Source organism: Janibacter sp. FSL W8-0316 (assembly GCF_038004165.1).
In the GTDB taxonomy this organism is placed as follows: Bacteria; Actinomycetota; Actinomycetes; order Actinomycetales; family Dermatophilaceae; genus Janibacter; species Janibacter indicus.
On sequence record NZ_JBBOQX010000001.1, the window covers coordinates 2,857,583 to 2,873,273 of the forward strand.

General features: G+C 70.9%; 17 protein-coding genes. 8 read left to right on the forward strand and 9 right to left on the reverse strand.

The window, feature by feature from the left end; translation table 11 throughout:
• Window positions 1-20: 20 nt before the first annotated feature.
• The gene (locus tag NYE39_RS14085; protein WP_341013015.1) at window positions 21-584 is read right to left on the reverse strand and encodes a winged helix-turn-helix domain-containing protein; all 564 of its coding nucleotides are present in this window, start codon (window positions 582-584) and stop codon (window positions 21-23) included.
• 230 nt (window positions 585-814) lie between these two features.
• Here NYE39_RS14085 and rplM point away from each other — a divergent pair, with 230 nt between their 5' ends.
• Complete coding sequence (gene rplM, locus NYE39_RS14090) at window positions 815-1,258, forward strand: 50S ribosomal protein L13 (RefSeq protein WP_072623795.1); 444 nt, start codon at window positions 815-817, stop codon at window positions 1,256-1,258.
• Window positions 1,259-1,288: 30 nt separating this feature from the next.
• Window positions 1,289-1,798, forward strand: a complete 510-nt coding sequence (rpsI, locus tag NYE39_RS14095) for a 30S ribosomal protein S9 (RefSeq protein ID WP_341013016.1) — start codon at window positions 1,289-1,291, stop codon at window positions 1,796-1,798.
• Window positions 1,799-1,914: 116 nt separating this feature from the next.
• Here the strand turns inward: rpsI and NYE39_RS14100 are convergent, their stop codons facing one another.
• Entirely contained in the window at window positions 1,915-3,051 is a 1,137-nt protein-coding gene (locus tag NYE39_RS14100; RefSeq protein WP_341013429.1) for a glutamate--cysteine ligase, read from the reverse strand.
• A gap of 115 nt (window positions 3,052-3,166) precedes the next feature.
• On the opposite strand from NYE39_RS14100, the gene glmM reads away from it, so the two are divergent.
• Complete coding sequence (gene glmM, locus NYE39_RS14105) at window positions 3,167-4,516, forward strand: phosphoglucosamine mutase (protein WP_341013017.1); 1,350 nt, start codon at window positions 3,167-3,169, stop codon at window positions 4,514-4,516.
• 91 nt (window positions 4,517-4,607) lie between these two features.
• Here the strand turns inward: glmM and NYE39_RS14110 are convergent, their stop codons facing one another.
• The 3 genes from NYE39_RS14110 to NYE39_RS14120 all read right to left on the reverse strand — a co-directional run bounded on the left by NYE39_RS14110 (window position 4,608) and on the right by NYE39_RS14120 (window position 6,611).
• The gene (locus tag NYE39_RS14110; protein ID WP_072623799.1) at window positions 4,608-4,961 is read right to left on the reverse strand and encodes a nuclear transport factor 2 family protein; all 354 of its coding nucleotides are present in this window, start codon (window positions 4,959-4,961) and stop codon (window positions 4,608-4,610) included.
• Window positions 4,958-6,031 (reverse strand): Glu/Leu/Phe/Val dehydrogenase dimerization domain-containing protein, encoded by a 1,074-nt coding sequence (locus NYE39_RS14115; protein ID WP_341013018.1) that lies wholly within the window; start codon window positions 6,029-6,031, stop codon window positions 4,958-4,960. The genes NYE39_RS14110 and NYE39_RS14115 overlap by 4 nt, the downstream gene beginning before the upstream one ends.
• A gap of 64 nt (window positions 6,032-6,095) precedes the next feature.
• Window positions 6,096-6,611 carry a beta-class carbonic anhydrase gene (locus tag NYE39_RS14120; RefSeq protein WP_341013019.1) on the reverse strand — a complete coding sequence of 172 codons (516 nt, stop codon included), beginning with the start codon at window positions 6,609-6,611 and terminating at the stop codon, window positions 6,096-6,098.
• A 164-nt stretch (window positions 6,612-6,775) separates the two neighbouring features.
• On the opposite strand from NYE39_RS14120, the gene NYE39_RS14125 reads away from it, so the two are divergent.
• Genes NYE39_RS14125 through NYE39_RS14140 form a run of 4 tightly spaced genes read left to right on the forward strand, consistent with a single transcriptional unit; the run spans window position 6,776 to window position 11,168 of the window.
• On the forward strand, window positions 6,776-8,086 hold the full coding sequence (locus NYE39_RS14125; RefSeq protein WP_341013020.1) for an extracellular solute-binding protein: 1,311 nt from the start codon (window positions 6,776-6,778) through the stop codon (window positions 8,084-8,086).
• Window positions 8,083-9,024, forward strand: a complete 942-nt coding sequence (locus NYE39_RS14130; RefSeq protein ID WP_433955653.1) for a carbohydrate ABC transporter permease — start codon at window positions 8,083-8,085, stop codon at window positions 9,022-9,024. Before NYE39_RS14125 ends, NYE39_RS14130 begins: the two co-directional genes overlap by 4 nt.
• Window position 9,025: 1 nt before the next feature.
• A complete protein-coding gene (locus tag NYE39_RS14135) occupies window positions 9,026-9,883 on the forward strand; it encodes a carbohydrate ABC transporter permease (protein ID WP_341013021.1) in 858 nt (285 codons plus the stop codon).
• Between the two features lie 31 nt (window positions 9,884-9,914).
• On the forward strand, window positions 9,915-11,168 hold the full coding sequence (locus NYE39_RS14140; RefSeq protein ID WP_341013022.1) for an ABC transporter ATP-binding protein: 1,254 nt from the start codon (window positions 9,915-9,917) through the stop codon (window positions 11,166-11,168).
• Window positions 11,169-11,178: 10 nt separating this feature from the next.
• Here NYE39_RS14140 and NYE39_RS14145 read toward each other — a convergent pair whose 3' ends face one another.
• Together NYE39_RS14145 and glpX are read right to left on the reverse strand one after the other, a co-directional pair.
• Window positions 11,179-12,141: a PfkB family carbohydrate kinase gene (locus NYE39_RS14145; protein WP_341013023.1), complete on the reverse strand. Its 963-nt coding sequence runs from the start codon at window positions 12,139-12,141 to the stop codon at window positions 11,179-11,181.
• Between the two features lie 4 nt (window positions 12,142-12,145).
• Window positions 12,146-13,165: a class II fructose-bisphosphatase gene (gene glpX / locus NYE39_RS14150; RefSeq protein ID WP_341013024.1), complete on the reverse strand. Its 1,020-nt coding sequence runs from the start codon at window positions 13,163-13,165 to the stop codon at window positions 12,146-12,148.
• A 98-nt stretch (window positions 13,166-13,263) separates the two neighbouring features.
• Between glpX and NYE39_RS14155 the strand changes: the two genes are divergently transcribed.
• Window positions 13,264-13,956 carry a DUF4245 domain-containing protein gene (locus NYE39_RS14155; protein ID WP_341013025.1) on the forward strand — a complete coding sequence of 231 codons (693 nt, stop codon included), beginning with the start codon at window positions 13,264-13,266 and terminating at the stop codon, window positions 13,954-13,956.
• Window positions 13,957-14,139: 183 nt separating this feature from the next.
• On the opposite strand, the gene NYE39_RS14160 is transcribed toward NYE39_RS14155, so the two are convergent.
• Window positions 14,140-14,373: an exodeoxyribonuclease VII small subunit gene (locus tag NYE39_RS14160; RefSeq protein ID WP_185221590.1), complete on the reverse strand. Its 234-nt coding sequence runs from the start codon at window positions 14,371-14,373 to the stop codon at window positions 14,140-14,142.
• A 26-nt stretch (window positions 14,374-14,399) separates the two neighbouring features.
• On the reverse strand, window positions 14,400-15,632 hold the full coding sequence (xseA, locus tag NYE39_RS14165) for an exodeoxyribonuclease VII large subunit (protein ID WP_341013026.1): 1,233 nt from the start codon (window positions 15,630-15,632) through the stop codon (window positions 14,400-14,402).
• Window positions 15,633-15,691: the final 59 nt, after the last annotated feature.

The window sequence follows — 15,691 nt, forward strand, 5'->3', positions numbered from 1 at the left end:
GCGCGCCAGCCTAGGTCGGGTCAGCGGGGCAGGGGGGTGAGGGCGACGACCGCGGAGACCCGGCGCGCGCCCGGCGTGCCGGCGCCGCGTCGTCGGTAGCGATCGAGCACCGCGCCGAGCTCGGCCCGCAGCGCGGCCAGCTGGGTCTCGTCGACGAGGACCTCGCGGTCGTCGAGACCGCACTCCTCCTGCCAGACCAGGGGCCACGACACCTGCGCGTCGACCCAGCCGTGCATCCGCTGGGCGTGGTGGTCGACGAGGTCATGGGCGAGCCACAGGGCGTCGGCGAGGTCGTCGGCGTCGTCGATCGTGCTCACGGCGACGGAGGTGTCGACGGCGCGCTCCTCGTCCTCCTCGGCCGCGGCCCACACGCGGGAGCGGCCGTCGCCCAGGCCCGTGTCCTCGAGCAGCCCCGCGTCGGCGAGCACCCGGGCGTGGTAGCTCGTGACGCCGGTGTTGGTGCCCAGCGCGCGGGCGAGCTCGGCGGCGGTGGCCCCACCGTGCAGCCGCAGGTGGGCCAGGATACGCGAGCGCAGCGGGTGGGCGAGCAGTCGCCAGGGCGCGGTCGAAGGGGAGTCCGTCACCCCTCCACGATTGCACAAGTTTTGTGCAATCGCCGCTGGGTGGCCGTCGTGGACGCCCCGAGATCGTGCGAGATGCCCGGCCTACCAAGGGTTTTGGGGCTGTTGTGCGGATTTCGGCGGGACGTGGGCGGTCCGTAGAATTGAACCCAGCGGCGCCCGGTCCTCGCGACGTGCGGCGCCTCCCCTTCGCCCCCGCAGGGGCAAGCGAACGACGAGCAGAAGGCATTGACATGCGCACGTACACCCCCAAGGGCGGTGAGATCACCCGTCAGTGGCACATCATCGACGCCACGGACGTCGTGCTCGGCCGCCTCGCGAGCCAGGCCGCGACCCTGCTGCGCGGCAAGCACAAGACGACCTTCGCCCCCCACGTGGACACCGGCGACTTCGTCATCATCATCAACGCCGACAAGATCGCGCTGACCGGCGCCAAGGCCGAGCAGAAGCGCGCCTACCGTCACTCGGGTCACCCGGGCGGTCTGTCCTCGATGAACTACACCGAGATGCTGGAGAAGCACCCGACGCGCGCCGTCGAGAAGGCCGTGCGCGGCATGCTGCCCCGCAACAGCCTCGGCCGCCAGCAGCTGAGCAAGCTCAAGGTCTACGCCGGTGCCGAGCACCCGCACGCCGCTCAGCAGCCCACCCCCTACACGATCTCCCAGGTCGCGCAGTAAGCGCCGCCGACAAGGAACTGAGGAACCACTGTGGCTGACACCACCGACAACATCGAGGTGCTCGAGGGCGACGAGCCCGAGCTGAGCTCCTACACCTCCGAGTCCGAGGGCCCCGTCGGCGCCGACGAGCCCGTGCGCCGCCCCTCCGCGTCCGCTCCCGGATCCGCGACCGGCCGCCGCAAGCAGGCCATCGCCCGCGTCCGGATCGTCCCGGGCACCGGCGAGTGGAAGGTCAACGGGCGTGCGCTCGAGGACTACTTCCCCAACAAGGTCCACCAGCAGATCGTCAACGAGCCGCTCGTCGCGCTCGAGCTCGACGGCGCCTACGACGTGCTCGTGCGCGTCCACGGCGGTGGCCCCTCCGGCCAGGCCGGTGCCGTCCGTCTCGGCGTCGCCCGCTCGCTCAACGGCGTCGACCCCGAGCTCAACCGCGCCACCCTGAAGAAGGCCGGCTACCTCACCCGTGACGCCCGCGTCCCGGAGCGCAAGAAGGCCGGTCTCAAGAAGGCCCGCAAGGCGCCGCAGTACAGCAAGCGCTGATCCACGGATCGACGCTGGTCTTCGAGACCACGAAGGGCGGTGCTCACCTCACGGTGGGCGCCGCCCTTCGCGTTGTCCTGAGGTGCGAGGAAGGAGCCTCGAAGGGTCGTGCCCCGCTAGACCGTCAGCGGGCGCCCGGACCGCATCTCGGCGACGAGCGACCGGGTGACCTCGACGAGGTCGCCACCGTGGGCGTCGGCGGTGGCCAGCTGTCGCTGGTAGCTCGCGCCGGCCCGGATGATGTCCTCCACGCCGGCCAGCTCGCGCTCGCAGCCGAGGCGGCGGGCGATCGGGGTGAGGCGCTCGAGCAGGTCGTGCAGCTCATCGGTGACGAGGCGCTCGCGGTTGCGCGAGTCGAGGATGATGATGGCGTCCATGCCGTAGCGCGCGGTGCGCCACTTGTTTTCCTGCACGTGCCACGGCGGCAGCGTCGGGATCGTGCCGCCGTCGGTGAGCCGGTCGTCGAGGTGCACGAGGAGGCACTGGGTGAGGGCGGTCAGCGCCGCGATCTCGTGCAGCGTCGGCACGCCGTCGCACACCCGCACCTCGAGGGTGCCCAGGTGCGGCGCCGGACGCAGGTCCCAGCGCACCTCCTTGAGCTCGTCGATGACGCCGGTGACGAGCAGGTCGTCGACATAGCGCTCGTACTCGGCCCACGTCTCGAACTGGAAGGGCAGCCCGGCGGTCGGCAGCTGCTGAAAGAGCAGGGCGCGGTTGCTCGCGTAGTCGGTCGGGACCCCGCCCCACCACGGTGACGAGGCCGCGAGGGCCTGGAGGTGCGGCGCATAGCTGAGCATCCCCCCGAGCAGGGGCAGGACCTTGTCGCGGTGCGTGACGCCCACGTGGGTGTGCACGCCGTAGATGACCATCTGCCGCCCCCACCACCGGGTGCGGTCGATGAGCGTCGCGTAGCGCTCGCCCTCGCTCACCTGCTGCGACTCCCACCTGGCGAAGGGGTGGGTGCCGGCGCTGATGAGCTCCAGCCCGAGGCCGTCGGTGACCCCGCGCAGCCTCGAGAGGCTGTCGGAGAGGTCGGCGACGACCTCGGGAACGTCCCGGCAGATGCCCGTGACGAGCTCGACGGTGTTGGTGAGCAGTTCGCGGTGGACCTTGGGGGCCAGGCCGTCCTCCGCGGCCAGCGGCTCGACGACGGAGTCGGCGAGCGGCACGAGGTCGAGGGTCTCCCCGTCGACGAGGGCGATCTCCCACTCGACCCCGAGGGTGGGGCCGTCTGACGGGATGAACTCGATCATGAGGGCCTCTCGACGTCGCACCTACGGTCTCCCAGCCTAACCAGCGGGTATCGTCGCACGAGCCCGTCTCTCGTGTGTCATGCGGCGGGCCCCCCACGGAAGGTTCAGCACGCACATGTCCCGACTCTTCGGCACCGACGGTGTTCGCGGCCTCGCCAACGGCGAGGTCATCACCGCAGACCTCGCCCTCGCCCTCGCCCAGGCCGCCGCGCGCGTCCTGCGCGACCCCGAGGGCCTGCAGGGCCACCGGCCGGTCGCGGTCGTGGGCCGTGACCCCCGCGCGTCGGGCGAGTTCCTCTCCGCCGCCGTCGTCGCCGGGCTCGCCAGCAGCGGCATCGACGTCCTCGACGCCGGTGTCGTGCCGACGCCCGCCGTCGCCTTCCTCACCGCCGAGCTGCACGCCGACTTCGGCGTCATGCTGTCGGCCTCGCACAACGCCATGCCCGACAACGGCATCAAGTTCTTCGCGAAGGGGGGCCACAAGCTCCCCGACGCCGTCGAGGACGCCATCGAGGCGGCCATGGACGAGACGCCCGACCGCCCGACGGGCATCGACGTCGGGCGGGTCACGCCGATGGACGACGCGGGCGCCCGCTACGTGCGCCACCTGCTCGACGCGGTCGAGCAGCGTCTCGACGGCCTGACGATCGTCCTCGACTGCGCCCACGGCGCCGCGAGCCAGGTCTCGCCCGAGGCCTTCCGCCTCGCGGGCGCCGAGGTGCACGTCATCGGCGCCCGCCCCGACGGGCTCAACATCAACGACGGTGTCGGCTCGACGCACATCGAGGGCCTGCGCGCCGCCGTCGTCGAGCACGGCGCCGACCTCGGCATTGCGCACGATGGCGACGCCGACCGCTGCCTGGCGGTCGACGGGCAGGGCCGCGAGGTCGACGGCGACCAGATCATGGCGATCCTCGCGATCGCGCTCAAGGAGCACGGCGAGCTCGCCCAGGACACCCTCGTCGCGACGGTCATGAGCAACCTCGGTCTGCTGCGTGCCATGGAGTCCGCCGGCATCACCGTCGTGCAGGCCGGCGTCGGCGACCGCTACGTCCTCGAGGAGATGCGCAAGGGCGGCTTCTCGCTGGGTGGCGAGCAGTCCGGGCACGTCATCCTCCAGGAGCACGCGACCACGGGTGACGGTGTCCTCACCGGCCTGATGCTCGCCGCGCGGGTCGCCGAGACCGGTCGCTCGATGGCCGAGCTGGCCGGCGCGATGACCCGCATGCCGCAGGTGCTCATCAACGTCAAGGGCGTCGACAAGCACCGGGTCGACGGCGACGAGGGCGTGCAGGCCGCGGTCACCGAGGTCCAGGCCTCGCTCGCCGACGAGGGGCGGGTCCTGCTGCGCAAGTCGGGTACCGAGCCGGTCGTGCGGGTCATGGTCGAGGCCGCGACCCACGAGCGCGCGCAGGAGTCGGCCGAGCGCCTGTCCGTCGTCGTCAAGGAGCGCCTGGCCCTCTGACGCCGCCCCCGAGACCGCATTGCCCTACGGCAATGCGCAATCGGGGCCGGGTGGGCCGCATTGCCATACGGCAATGCGGGCTCCGGTCGGGTCAGACGGCGGGGGTGTCGAAGAAGCTACGGCGGGTGACGGCCCGCCCGGAGTCGTCGAGGACCCAGAAGTCGGCGAAGCCGACCCGCGCGGCGCTGCCGTCCTTGAGCGTGCCGACGAAGCGCCCGTGGACCGCCACCCGCCGGCCGTCGACGACGAGCTCGTCGAGCTCGTGCCGCCCGTCGGCGATGACGCGCTCCCCGCCGTAGAAGTCGGTGAGTGCTGCGTGCCCGACCATCGGGTCGTAGCCGGGACGGTGGTAGGTAGCGTCGGGCGCGAAGCAGTCGACGACGCCGGTCACGTCGCCTGCGTCGACGAGCGCGTAGTAACGGCGCACCGCCTGCTCGGCGCTCATCGGGCCACGGTCCGTCCGAGGGCGGCGTCGGCACGCCGCAAAGCGGCCTCGACGGGCGTGATGCCCTCGGCCTCGGCCGCCTCGAGCAGGCCGGTGACCCGCTCGCCGATGCGGTCGATCGCCGCGAGCGTCTCCTCGTCGGACCAGCCCGCGACGCCGCCGTGGACCTGGATGACGCCGCCGGCGTTGGCGACGAAGTCGGGGACGAAGGTGATGCCCGCCGCCTGCAGGGCATCGGCGCAGTCGGGGGAGTCGAGGGTGTCGTTGGCCGCCCCGGCGATGATCCGTGCCGGGATGCGGTCGATGTTGTCGCGAGTCACCACGCGCGCGACCGCACAGGGCGCGAAGACGTCCGCCTCGGTGAAGGGGGCGGCCTCGGTGGGGACGGTGTCGCCGCCGAGCTCGGTGGCCAGGGCCTGCGCGCGGGCGGTGTCGATGTCGGCGAGCGTGACGCGGGCGCCGTCGCCGTGGGCGAGCCGGGCGACCTCCTCGCCGACGCTGCCGACGCCCTGGACGACGACGCGCAGACCGGACAGACCCCCTTCGCCGTGGTGGTGGACGGCCGCGGCCCGCATCGCCGCGTAGACGCCACGGGCGGTGAAGGGGGAGGGGCTCACCTCGTCACAGAAGGCCCGTGCACCGCCGTCGTCGCGAATGGTCTGCATGTCCTCGAGGAGGGTGCCCATGTCGACGCCGGGCACGTAGGAGCCGGCGGTGCGGGCGATCATCTGGCCGAAGCGGGCGAAGAGGGCGCGGCGCTCCGGGCTGCCGGGAGCGGGCGCGGCACCGTCGAGCACGACGACGGACTTCGCCCCGCCGTAGGGCAGCTCGGCGAGCGCGTGCTTGAGGGTCATCGCGGCCGCGAGTCGCTGGGCCTCACGGGCGGCGGCCTCGGTGGACGGGTAGGCGCGGTAGCGCACCCCGCCGAAGCCGGGGCCGAGGGTCGTGTCGTCGATCGCGATGACGGCGCGGAGGCCGACGCGGTCGTCGCGGCAGGTGATCGTCTGCTCGCTCGCCCAGGGTGTGGCGATGGCGTCGGACGTCGGGACGGGGTGGGTGACGGTGGTCATGAGCCCATGGTGGCACTGCGGCTGTGACCCCCGTCACCGACCCCGGTCGTCGCGGGCGGAAGACTCAGTAGTGCTGGCTGATCAGGCCGGTGTCGACGTCGTAGACGAACCCGCCCACGGCGGCACGGTCGGCGATGAGCGGGTGCGAGCGCACCGCGGCGACGTCCTGACGAAGGGAGTCCAGCTGGTCGGTGACGACGTGGAAGCCCTGCCATGACGCGTCCTGACCGGCGGACTCGCCGACCTTCTGCCGCAGCTCGACCTCGGTCGAGCTGGTCATCGCGCACCGGGTGTGCGGGATGACGAGAACGCGCTTGACGTTGAGCAGGTGCACACCGAGGACGAGGGCCTCGAGGGCTGCGGCGGTGACGCGGCCGCCGGGGTTGCGGAAGATCTTGGCGTCGCCCGGCTTCAGCCCGAGCATCCCCAGCGGGTCGATGCGGCTGTCCATGCAGGTGACGATCGCGACGCCGGCCTGGGCGATGCCGTCGAAGCCGCCGAGGGAGAAGTCGTCGGCGAAGGCGCGGTTGGCCTCGAGCAGGTCGGTGAAGTCGGCATCGTGGCCGGTGGGTGCATTCATGGGGGAGTCCTTTCGGGGAGTGCTTGCACAGTAGCCCCGCGGGGAAGGCTGCCAACTCGTGACCCCATATTCGTGACGTGGGGCACAGCGGAGGTGTAGACACGTGTCTGGGAGGCGGCGTCGGGCTCACGCCCACGTCGTGCCCCGCGGACGAAAGGAACGACGTGGAGACACGACGACGACGTCGGATCGCCTTCATGGCCGCCGCGGCGACGGCCGCGAGCCTCGGCCTGGCGGCCTGCGGTGACGACGGTTCGTCAGGCGGCTCGGCTCGCCTGACCTGGTACATCAACCCCGACGGCGGTGGCTCCGACCCGGCCGGTGGCGGGCAGGCGCAGCTGGCCAAGGAGTGCTCAGACGCCTCCGACGGCGCCTACGACATCAGCATCCAGCTGCTGCCCAACAGCGCGAGCGACCAGCGCCAGCAGCTGCTGCGGCGCCTGGCCTCGCAGGACAAGGGCGTCGACATCATGTCGATCGACCCGGTCTTCGTCGCCGAGTTCGCCGAGGCCGGCTATCTCGCGCCGGTCCCCGAGGACAAGGTCTCCACCTTCACCGACGACGTCGTCGACCCGGCGGTCACCAACGCCACGTGGAAGGACGAGCTCGTCGCGGCCCCCTTCTGGGCCAACACCCAGGTCCTCTGGTATCGCAAGTCGGTGGCGAAGGAGGCCGGCCTCGACATGACCAAGCCGGTCACCTGGGACCAGGTCATCGACGCTGCGAAGAAGACCGACAGCAACATCGGCGTCCAGGCCTCGCGCTACGAGGGCTACATGGTGTGGATCAACGCCCTCGTCGAGGGCGGCGGTGACCACATCGTCGAAAATCCGGGGGCGGACGGCCCGGAGCTGAAGTTCGGTCTCGAGTCCGAGGGCGGCAAGAAGGCCGCCGAGATCATCCAGAAGCTCAACGACGACGGCGTCGGCGGGCCGGCGCTGGGCTCGACCGACGAGACGTCGACGCTCGACATGTTCCAGAACGAGCAGGCCGGCTTCATGGTCAACTGGCCCTACGTCTACGCGGCGCTCAAGGGCGCCGAGGTCGACTGGATCAAGGACCTCGCGTGGACGCGCTACCCGCAGACGACCGAGGGCACCGAGTCCAAGCCTCCGCTCGGCGGGATCGAGATGGGCGTGGCCCAGTCCTCGTCGAACCAGGAGCAGGCGTGGGAGGCCGTCGAGTGCCTCACCTCGCAGGACAGCCAGAAGGCCTACATGCTCGGCACCGGCAATCCGGCCGCCCGCAAGGCGGTCTACGACGACGCCGACATCAAGAAGGACTTCCCGATGGCGGCGCTCATCCGCCAGTCCCTCGACTCCAGCGGTCCGCGGCCGCTCACGCAGTACTACGGCGACGTCTCCTCGGGCATCCAGCGCGAGTACAGCCCGCCCGGTTCGGTCACCCCCGACAAGACCCCGGAGCAGACCACGCAGCTGCTCAAGGACGTCCTGAACGGAGATGCATTGCTGTGAGTGCCTCCACCGACACCACCCCACGGACGAAGGGGGAGAAGCCTCGCCTGTCCGACCGGGCCCGGGCCGAGCAGCGGCTCGGCTGGAAGCTGGCGATGCCGGCCTTCGTCGTCATGCTCCTCGTCACCGCCTACCCGATCCTCCAGGCGGTGTGGAACAGCTTCTTCGTCTACCGGCTCACCGACCCGGACAACCGCGAGTTCGTCGGGCTCAACAACTACATCGTCTCCTTCAGCGACTCGGTCTTCTGGAGCGCGATGTGGGCGACGGTGCTCATCACCCTGATCACGGTGGTCGTCGAGCTCGTCCTTGGCTTCATCATCGCCCTGGTGATGCACCGGATCGTGCTCCCGCGGCGGACGCTGCGCACGGTCGTGCTCATCCCGTACTCGATCATCACGGTCGTCTCCGGTTTCACCTGGCTCTTCATGTACCAGACCGACACCGGCTTCGTGAACCGCTGGACGAGTTGGCTCCCCGGCGTGAGCGACAACTACGACTGGTTCGGCGGCTTCTGGTCCTCGATCTTCGTCATCTGCCTGTCGGAGATCTGGAAGACCACGCCCTTCATGTCGCTGCTGCTTCTTGCCGGCCTCGCGCAGGTCGACACCTCGATGGAGGAGGCCGCCAAGGTCGACGGCGCCTCGTGGATGCAGGTGCTCACCAAGGTGATCCTGCCGAACATGAAGCCGGCGATCATGGTGGCGCTGCTCTTCCGCACCCTCGATGCCTTCCGCATCTTCGACAACATCTTCATCATGACCGGAGGCGCCAACGGGACGAACTCGCTCTCCGGGCTCATCTTCAGACAGACCATCGACCGGACCGAGATCGGCCTCGGGTCGGCGCTGTCGGTGGTCCTCTTCCTGTGCGTGCTCGTCATCGCGGCGTTGTTCGTCAAGGGGTTCAAGGTCGACCTGACGCAGGGGAGGAACTGACATGGCCAAGGAGTCCGCCAAGGGCACGGGCATCTGGACGGTGCTCGCGATCCCGATCATGATCTGGACCGTCCTGCCACTGCTGTGGATGTTGTCGCTGTCGCTGAAGAGCGCCAAGGACCTCGCCAACCCTGAGGCCGCGGTCCTGGGCAACTTCTGGCCCAAGGACCCCACCCTCGACAACTACCGGCTGATCTTCAGCGGCGGGGCGAGCGACCTCTTCATGCCGGCGCTGCGCAACTCGCTCATCGTCTGCCTGCTCGCGACCTTCATCTCGGTCGTGCTCGCGATGTTCTGCGCCTACGCGATCTCGCGGCTGGAGTTCAAGGGCAAGAAGATGATCCTCACGACCGCCCTGGCGGTCAGCTTCTTCCCCGTGGTCGCGATGGTCACGCCGCTGTTCGACGTGTGGAGCCGCGTCGGGCTCTTCGACACCATCCCCGGTCTGATCATCCCCTACCTCGCGCTGACCCTGCCGTTGTCGATCTGGACCATGTCGGCCTTCTTCCAGCAGATCCCGTGGGAGATGGAGCAGGCCGCGCAGGTCGACGGCGCCAGCAGCTGGCAGGCCTTCCGCAAGGTGATCATCCCGCTGGCGACCCCGGGCGTCTTCACCACGGCGATCATCACCTTCTTCACCGCGTGGAACGACTTCGTCTTCGCGATCTCGCTGACCTCCGACCAGGCGCGCACGGTCCCGGCCGCGCTCGCCTTCTTCACCGGTGCCAGCCAGTTCGAGCAGCCGACGGGCGCGATCATGGCGGCCTCGGTCGTCGTGACCATCCCCGTCGTCGTCCTCGTGCTGATCTTCCAGCGCCGGATCGTTGCCGGCCTGACCTCGGGCGCCGTCAAGGGCTGACCCCCGCCTTCACAGAACTGGAGTACCTCCCATGGCTGAGATCACCCTCAAGAACATCGTCAAGAAGTACGGCGACGGCTTCCCCGCGGTCAACGACGTGAGCCTGGACATCAAGGACGGCGAGTTCATGATCTTCGTCGGCCCGTCCGGCTGCGGTAAGTCCACGCTGTTGCGCATGGTCGTCGGGCTCGAGGACATCACGAGCGGTGAGCTCCTCATCGACGGCTCGCGGGTCAACGACCTGTCGCCCAAGGACCGCAACCTGTCGATGGTCTTCCAGAACTACGCCCTCTACCCGCACCTGAGCGTCTTCGAGAACATCGCCTTCCCCCTTCGCCTGGCCAAGGGCAAGCACAGCAACGAGGAGATCGACCAGAAGGTGCGCATGGCCAGCTCGATGCTCGAGCTCGACGAGCACCTCGAGCGCAAGCCGGCCAACCTCTCCGGAGGCCAGCGGCAGCGGGTGGCGATGGGGCGGGCGATCGTGCGCGACGCCGACGCCTTCCTCTTCGACGAGCCGCTGTCCAACCTCGACGCCAAGCTGCGCGGGCAGATGCGCACCGAGATCGCCCGGATGCAGCGCCGCATGGGCACGACGACGATCTACGTCACGCACGACCAGACCGAGGCGCTGACCCTCGGTGACCGGGTCACGGTGCTCAAGAAGGGCGTGCTCCAGCAGTGCGCCAGTCCGCGCGAGCTCTACGACCAGCCGGTCAACCTCTTCGTCGCCGGCTTCATCGGCACCCCGCCGATGAACTTCCTGCCGGCCTCGGTCGAGGGCGACGAGCTCGTCCTGCCCTTCTGCCGCGTGCCCGTGCCCGCGGCCGTGCGGGAGCGGGCGGGCAGCGCTGACCTGCTCATCGTCGGCATCCGCCCGGAGCACATCAAGGACTCCGACCTCGGTGACGTGCCGGCGGACGGCATCCGCTTCGACGCGCCCGTCGACCAGACGGAGTGGCTGGGCAACGAGCAGTACGCCTACGTGCCCTTCACCGTCGAGGGGCCGGTCAAGGACAAGCTCGACGAGCTCGACAAGGAGCTCGACGGTGAGGGCATGCGCACCCAGATGGTCATCAACCTCGACCCGCGCTCGCGGGTGCGCGAGGGCGACGACGGGCACTTCGTCTTCGACCCCGCGCTGATGCACGTCTTCGACCCGGAGACCGGTGACTGCCTCACCCGTGACGACGCCAAGGCGGCCGATATCGCCCGTCAGTCGGAGGAGGACCGCCAGCGCGGCCTCGAGCGGGCCCGTGCCCGCGAGGCGGCCAACGCCGGCTGATCCAGCACCGCTAGCGAGCCGCGTCGACCCCGAGGTCGGCGCGGCTCGGTGGTTGTGCGCCGGCGCGCGTCACGGTGATCGCCGAGGCCTCGATGCCGCGCTCGATCGCGGCGGAGACGACCCGGCCCCGCGCCTTGCGCAGTCGTCCCTTGACGTCGCCGCTGCCGAGCAGGCCCGCGTCGAGCAGCCCGGAGAGCAGGCCGGACATGAAGGAGTCGCCGGCACCCACGGTGTCGACGACGTCGACGCGCCGGCCGCGCAGCAGGGTCCGGCGGCCCGAAGGGAGGATCGCCAGGGCTCCCGCGGCGCCCAGGGTGCACACCGCGAGGGAGGGGCCGAGGTCGCACCAGGAGCGCAGCACCTCGGCGATGTCGTTGTGGCCGAGGGGCCGCCCGAGGAGCCACTCGAGGTCCTCGTCGCTCGCCTTGACGACGTCGCTCACGGCGACCCGGCGCTCGATCTCGGTGCGAGCGGTCTCGGGGTCGGGGAAGAGCGCCGGGCGGCAGTTGGGGTCGTAGGAGACCGTGTGGGTGCGGGCCGCGCCGGACATCGCCGAGAGCACGTCGACGCATCCCGGCCGCAGCAGCGCCCCGATCGACCCGGTGTGCACATGGCCCGGCACCTGCGGCAACGCGGGCAGGCGCCAGTCGATGTCGAAGTCGTAGGTCGCGGCGCCGCTCTCGTCGAGCGTGGCAGTCGCGACCGAGGTGTCGACGGCCCGGTCGCTGCCCGGCACGAGGTCGACCCCGGCCTCGGCGAGGTGCTCGCCGATGGCCGCGCCGTGGGCGTCACGCCCGAAGTGGGTCGCCAGCGTCACCCGGTGGTCGAGCCGGGCGAGGCCGACGGCGACATTGAGCGGGCTGCCGCCGACGTGCTCGCTGCGCGTGCCGTCCGCCCCGACGACGACGTCGACGAGGGACTCGCCGATGACGAGCGTCGGGGCGGGCGGTGTGGAGCGGCGGCGGCCCGGCATCGGATCAGGAGGACAGCTCGGGGGAGAGGCGCTGGACCTTGGTGAGGTTGTGGTGGGCCTCGACCGTGCGGATCGTGCCGGACTTGCTGCGCATGACGAGCGAGTGGGTGGTCGCGCCCCCGGCGCGATAGCGCACGCCGCGCAGCAGCTCGCCGTCGGTGATGCCGGTGGCGACGAAGTAGCAGTTGTCGGTCTGCACGAGGTCGTCGGTCGTGAGGACCTGGCCGAGGTCGTGGCCGGCGTCGATCGCGTGCTGGCGCTCCTCGTCGTCGCGCGGCCACAGGCGCCCCTGGATGACACCACCCAGGCACTTGATCGCGCAGGCGGTGATGATGCCCTCGGGGGTGCCGCCCACGCCGAGGAGCAGGTCGATGCCGGTCTCGGGACGGGCGGCCATGATCGCGCCGGCGACGTCGCCGTCGGAGATGAAGCGGATGCGCGCGCCCGCGGCGCGGACCTCGTCGGCCAGGTCGGCGTGGCGCGGGCGGTCGAGCATGACGACGGTGACGTCCTCGGGCTGCTGACCCTTGGCCTTGGCGATCCGCTTGATGTTTTCCTTGACCGGGAGGCGGATGTCGACGACGTCGGCAGCCTCCGGGCCGGTGACGAGCTTGTCCATGTAGAAGACCGCGCTCGGGTCGTACATCGTGCCCCGGTCGGCGACGGCGAGGACGGAGACGGCGTTGGTCATCCCCTTCGCCGTGAGCGTCGTACCGTCGATGGGGTCGACGGCGACATCGCAGGAGGGGCCGGTGCCGTCGCCGACCTCCTCGCCGTTGTAGAGCATCGGGGCCTCGTCCTTCTCGCCCTCGCCGATGATGACGACGCCGTTCATCTGCACGCTGGAGATCATCGAGCGCATCGCGTCGACCGCGGCGCCGTCGGCGGTGTTCTTGTCACCGCGGCCGACCCAGCGGCCACCGGCCAGGGCCGCGGCCTCGGTGACCCGCACCAGCTCCATCGCGAGGTTGCGGTCGGGGTGCATCACCCCGGCGCTGGGGGCGGACGTCTGGGCCTGGCTCATGCTTCTCCTCCGGGACGGCGGCTCGACGAGCCGAGCCTATCTGCCGGGTCGCCGGGAGGTGTCCGGGCGCGCCTGTGGCGCGTGCGACCATGGACGTCATGAGTTCTGCCCCCGGCGACCAGGCCGAGACCCCCACGACGTCGGCGCCCGAGCGTGAGCCGACCCCGGCGGAGCTCGCGGCCCAGCAGGGCGTCCCGGCCCGGGGAGCGAGCCACTATGCCAAGGGCACGAGCGCCAACATGATGCGCTCGATGCTCGTCATCGTCGGGATCGGCCTCGCGCTCTTCCTCGTCACCGCACGCCCCAACAGCGTGACGCCGGAGTCGGTCGACGTCGCCTCCGCCGCCCAGTACCGCGGGGGTCAGGCCGGTCAGCCCTTCGCCTACGCCGAGGACCTGCCCGACGGCTGGGTCGCGACCAGTGTCCGCTATGCCCGGTCCAAGGGCGATGTCATGGTGTGGAACGCCGGCTACACGACCCCGGACGCGCAGTACGTCTCGGTGCAGCAGGCCGTCGACCCCGGCCAGGACTGGGTCGACACCCAGACCAACCAGGGCCGTGTCATCGGGCGCATCGAGACCGAGGACGGCACCCGCTGGGTCCAGCGCGACCGCGAGGGCAAGGTCCAGCGCAGCCTCGTCCACGTCCCCGACGACAGGACCGAGCTGACCACCCTCGTCACCGGCACCGGGTCGTGGGAGCAGCTCGAGGAGTTCGCCGAGCACCTCACCCCCGCGAAGGTGACGAAGGCGGGGTCGAGCCCGAGCGCCAGCACCTCACCCGCCTCATGATGTCCGGGTGACCCGATAACGTCCCCGGCTTCGCAAGAGTCTCAAACCCTTGCGCAGCCGGGGTTTCTCTTGCTCAGTGGTTCAGGGCCGCGGTGATGAGCGGGACGGTGTGCGAGCAGCACCCGCCCGTCGACGACGAGCAGCCCCATCGCGACGCGGTGCAGGCGCTCGGTCACGGCAGGCTCAGCCCTCGTCGGACGTGCCCTCGGACCCCAGGCTCGCCTCGGCCTTGTCGAGCCAGGCCTCGCAGTGCGCGGCCAGGGCCTCGCCCCGCTCCCACAGGCGCATCGACTCCTCGAGACCGGCCTGGCCGCCCTCGAGCCGGGCCACGAGCTCGATGAGCTCCTGCCGCGCCTCCTCGTAGGACAAGTCGGCGACGTCGGGCTGCTCCTGCTCGGGCTGCGGGTCGGTGGCCATGGCGACCACTCTAGGTGGGGGCGGGGTCACGAGTCGGTGACCCGGACGGCGAAGTCGCCGTCGGCGACCGTCACCCGCAGCAGGTCGTCGACCCCGAGGTCGGTGCGGGAGGCGACGACCTCCCCTTCGGGCCGTTGGACGATCGCATAGCCGCGCTCGAGGGTGGAGGCGGGCGAGAGAACCCGCGCCTGCGTCCGCAGGTGCGAGACCCGGTCGCGCTCGCGGTGCAGCCGGGCCTCGACCCGGCCGTGCGCACGGCGGCGAAGGGAGGTGACCACCTCGCGCTGCGCCCTCACGAAGGCGGTGCGGTCGGTGAGCACGGGACGGCTCGTCAGGTGGACCAGGCCGCGGCGTTCGCGCTCGACGAGCCCGGCGAGTGCGGACCGGGCACGACCGAGCGCCTCGAGCACCCCGGCACGCTCGGCGGCGGCGTCGGGGCAGACGAGTTTGGCCGCGTCGGTGGGCGTCGAGGCGCGCACGTCGGCGACCAGGTCGAGGATCGGGGTGTCGACGTCGTGCCCGATGGCACTGACGACGGGGGTGCGGGCGTCGGCGACCGCCCGGACCATCGTCTCGTTGCTGAAGGGCAGGAGGTCCTCGACCGACCCGCCGCCGCGGGTGACGATGATGACGTCGACCTCGTCGATCGCGTCGAGCTCGGCGATGGCCGCGCTGACCTCGGTCACGGCCGTCGGCCCCTGCACGGCGACCTGACGGATCTCGAAGGGCAGCCCGGGCCACCGGCGGTGAGCATTTTCGACGACATCGCGCTCGGCCGCGCTCGCGCGCCCGCAGACGAGCCCGACCCGCCGCGGGAGGAAGGGCAGCGGCCGCTTGCGCGAGGCCTCGAAGAGCCCCTCGGAGCGCAGGTGCTGCTTGAGGTACTCGATGCGGGCGAGCAGCTCGCCCACGCCGACTGGCCGGATCTGGCGCACGTCCATCGACAGCGACCCACGCTGCGTCCAGTAGCTCGGCTTGGCCTGCACGACGACCCGGGCGCCCTCGCCGAGCGGGGTCGGCATGGCATCCAGGGCCGTGACCCGGACCATGCACGACAGCGACATGTCGACGTCGGGGTCGCGCAGGGTCAGCCACGCGGTGCGCGCGCCCGGGCGGCGGGTCAGCTGGACGACCTGCCCCTCGACCCAGGTCACCGACATGCGGTCGACGTACTCGGCGATCTTCATGCTCAGCAGGCGCACCGGCCACGGCTGCTCGGCCGTGGTGTCGGCTGCCTTGTCGGGAAGGGGGATGCTCACGGCCCACAGTCAAGCAGCCACCCCGGACGGTCCGGCGGCGGTCAGGGCGTGTTCAGCCC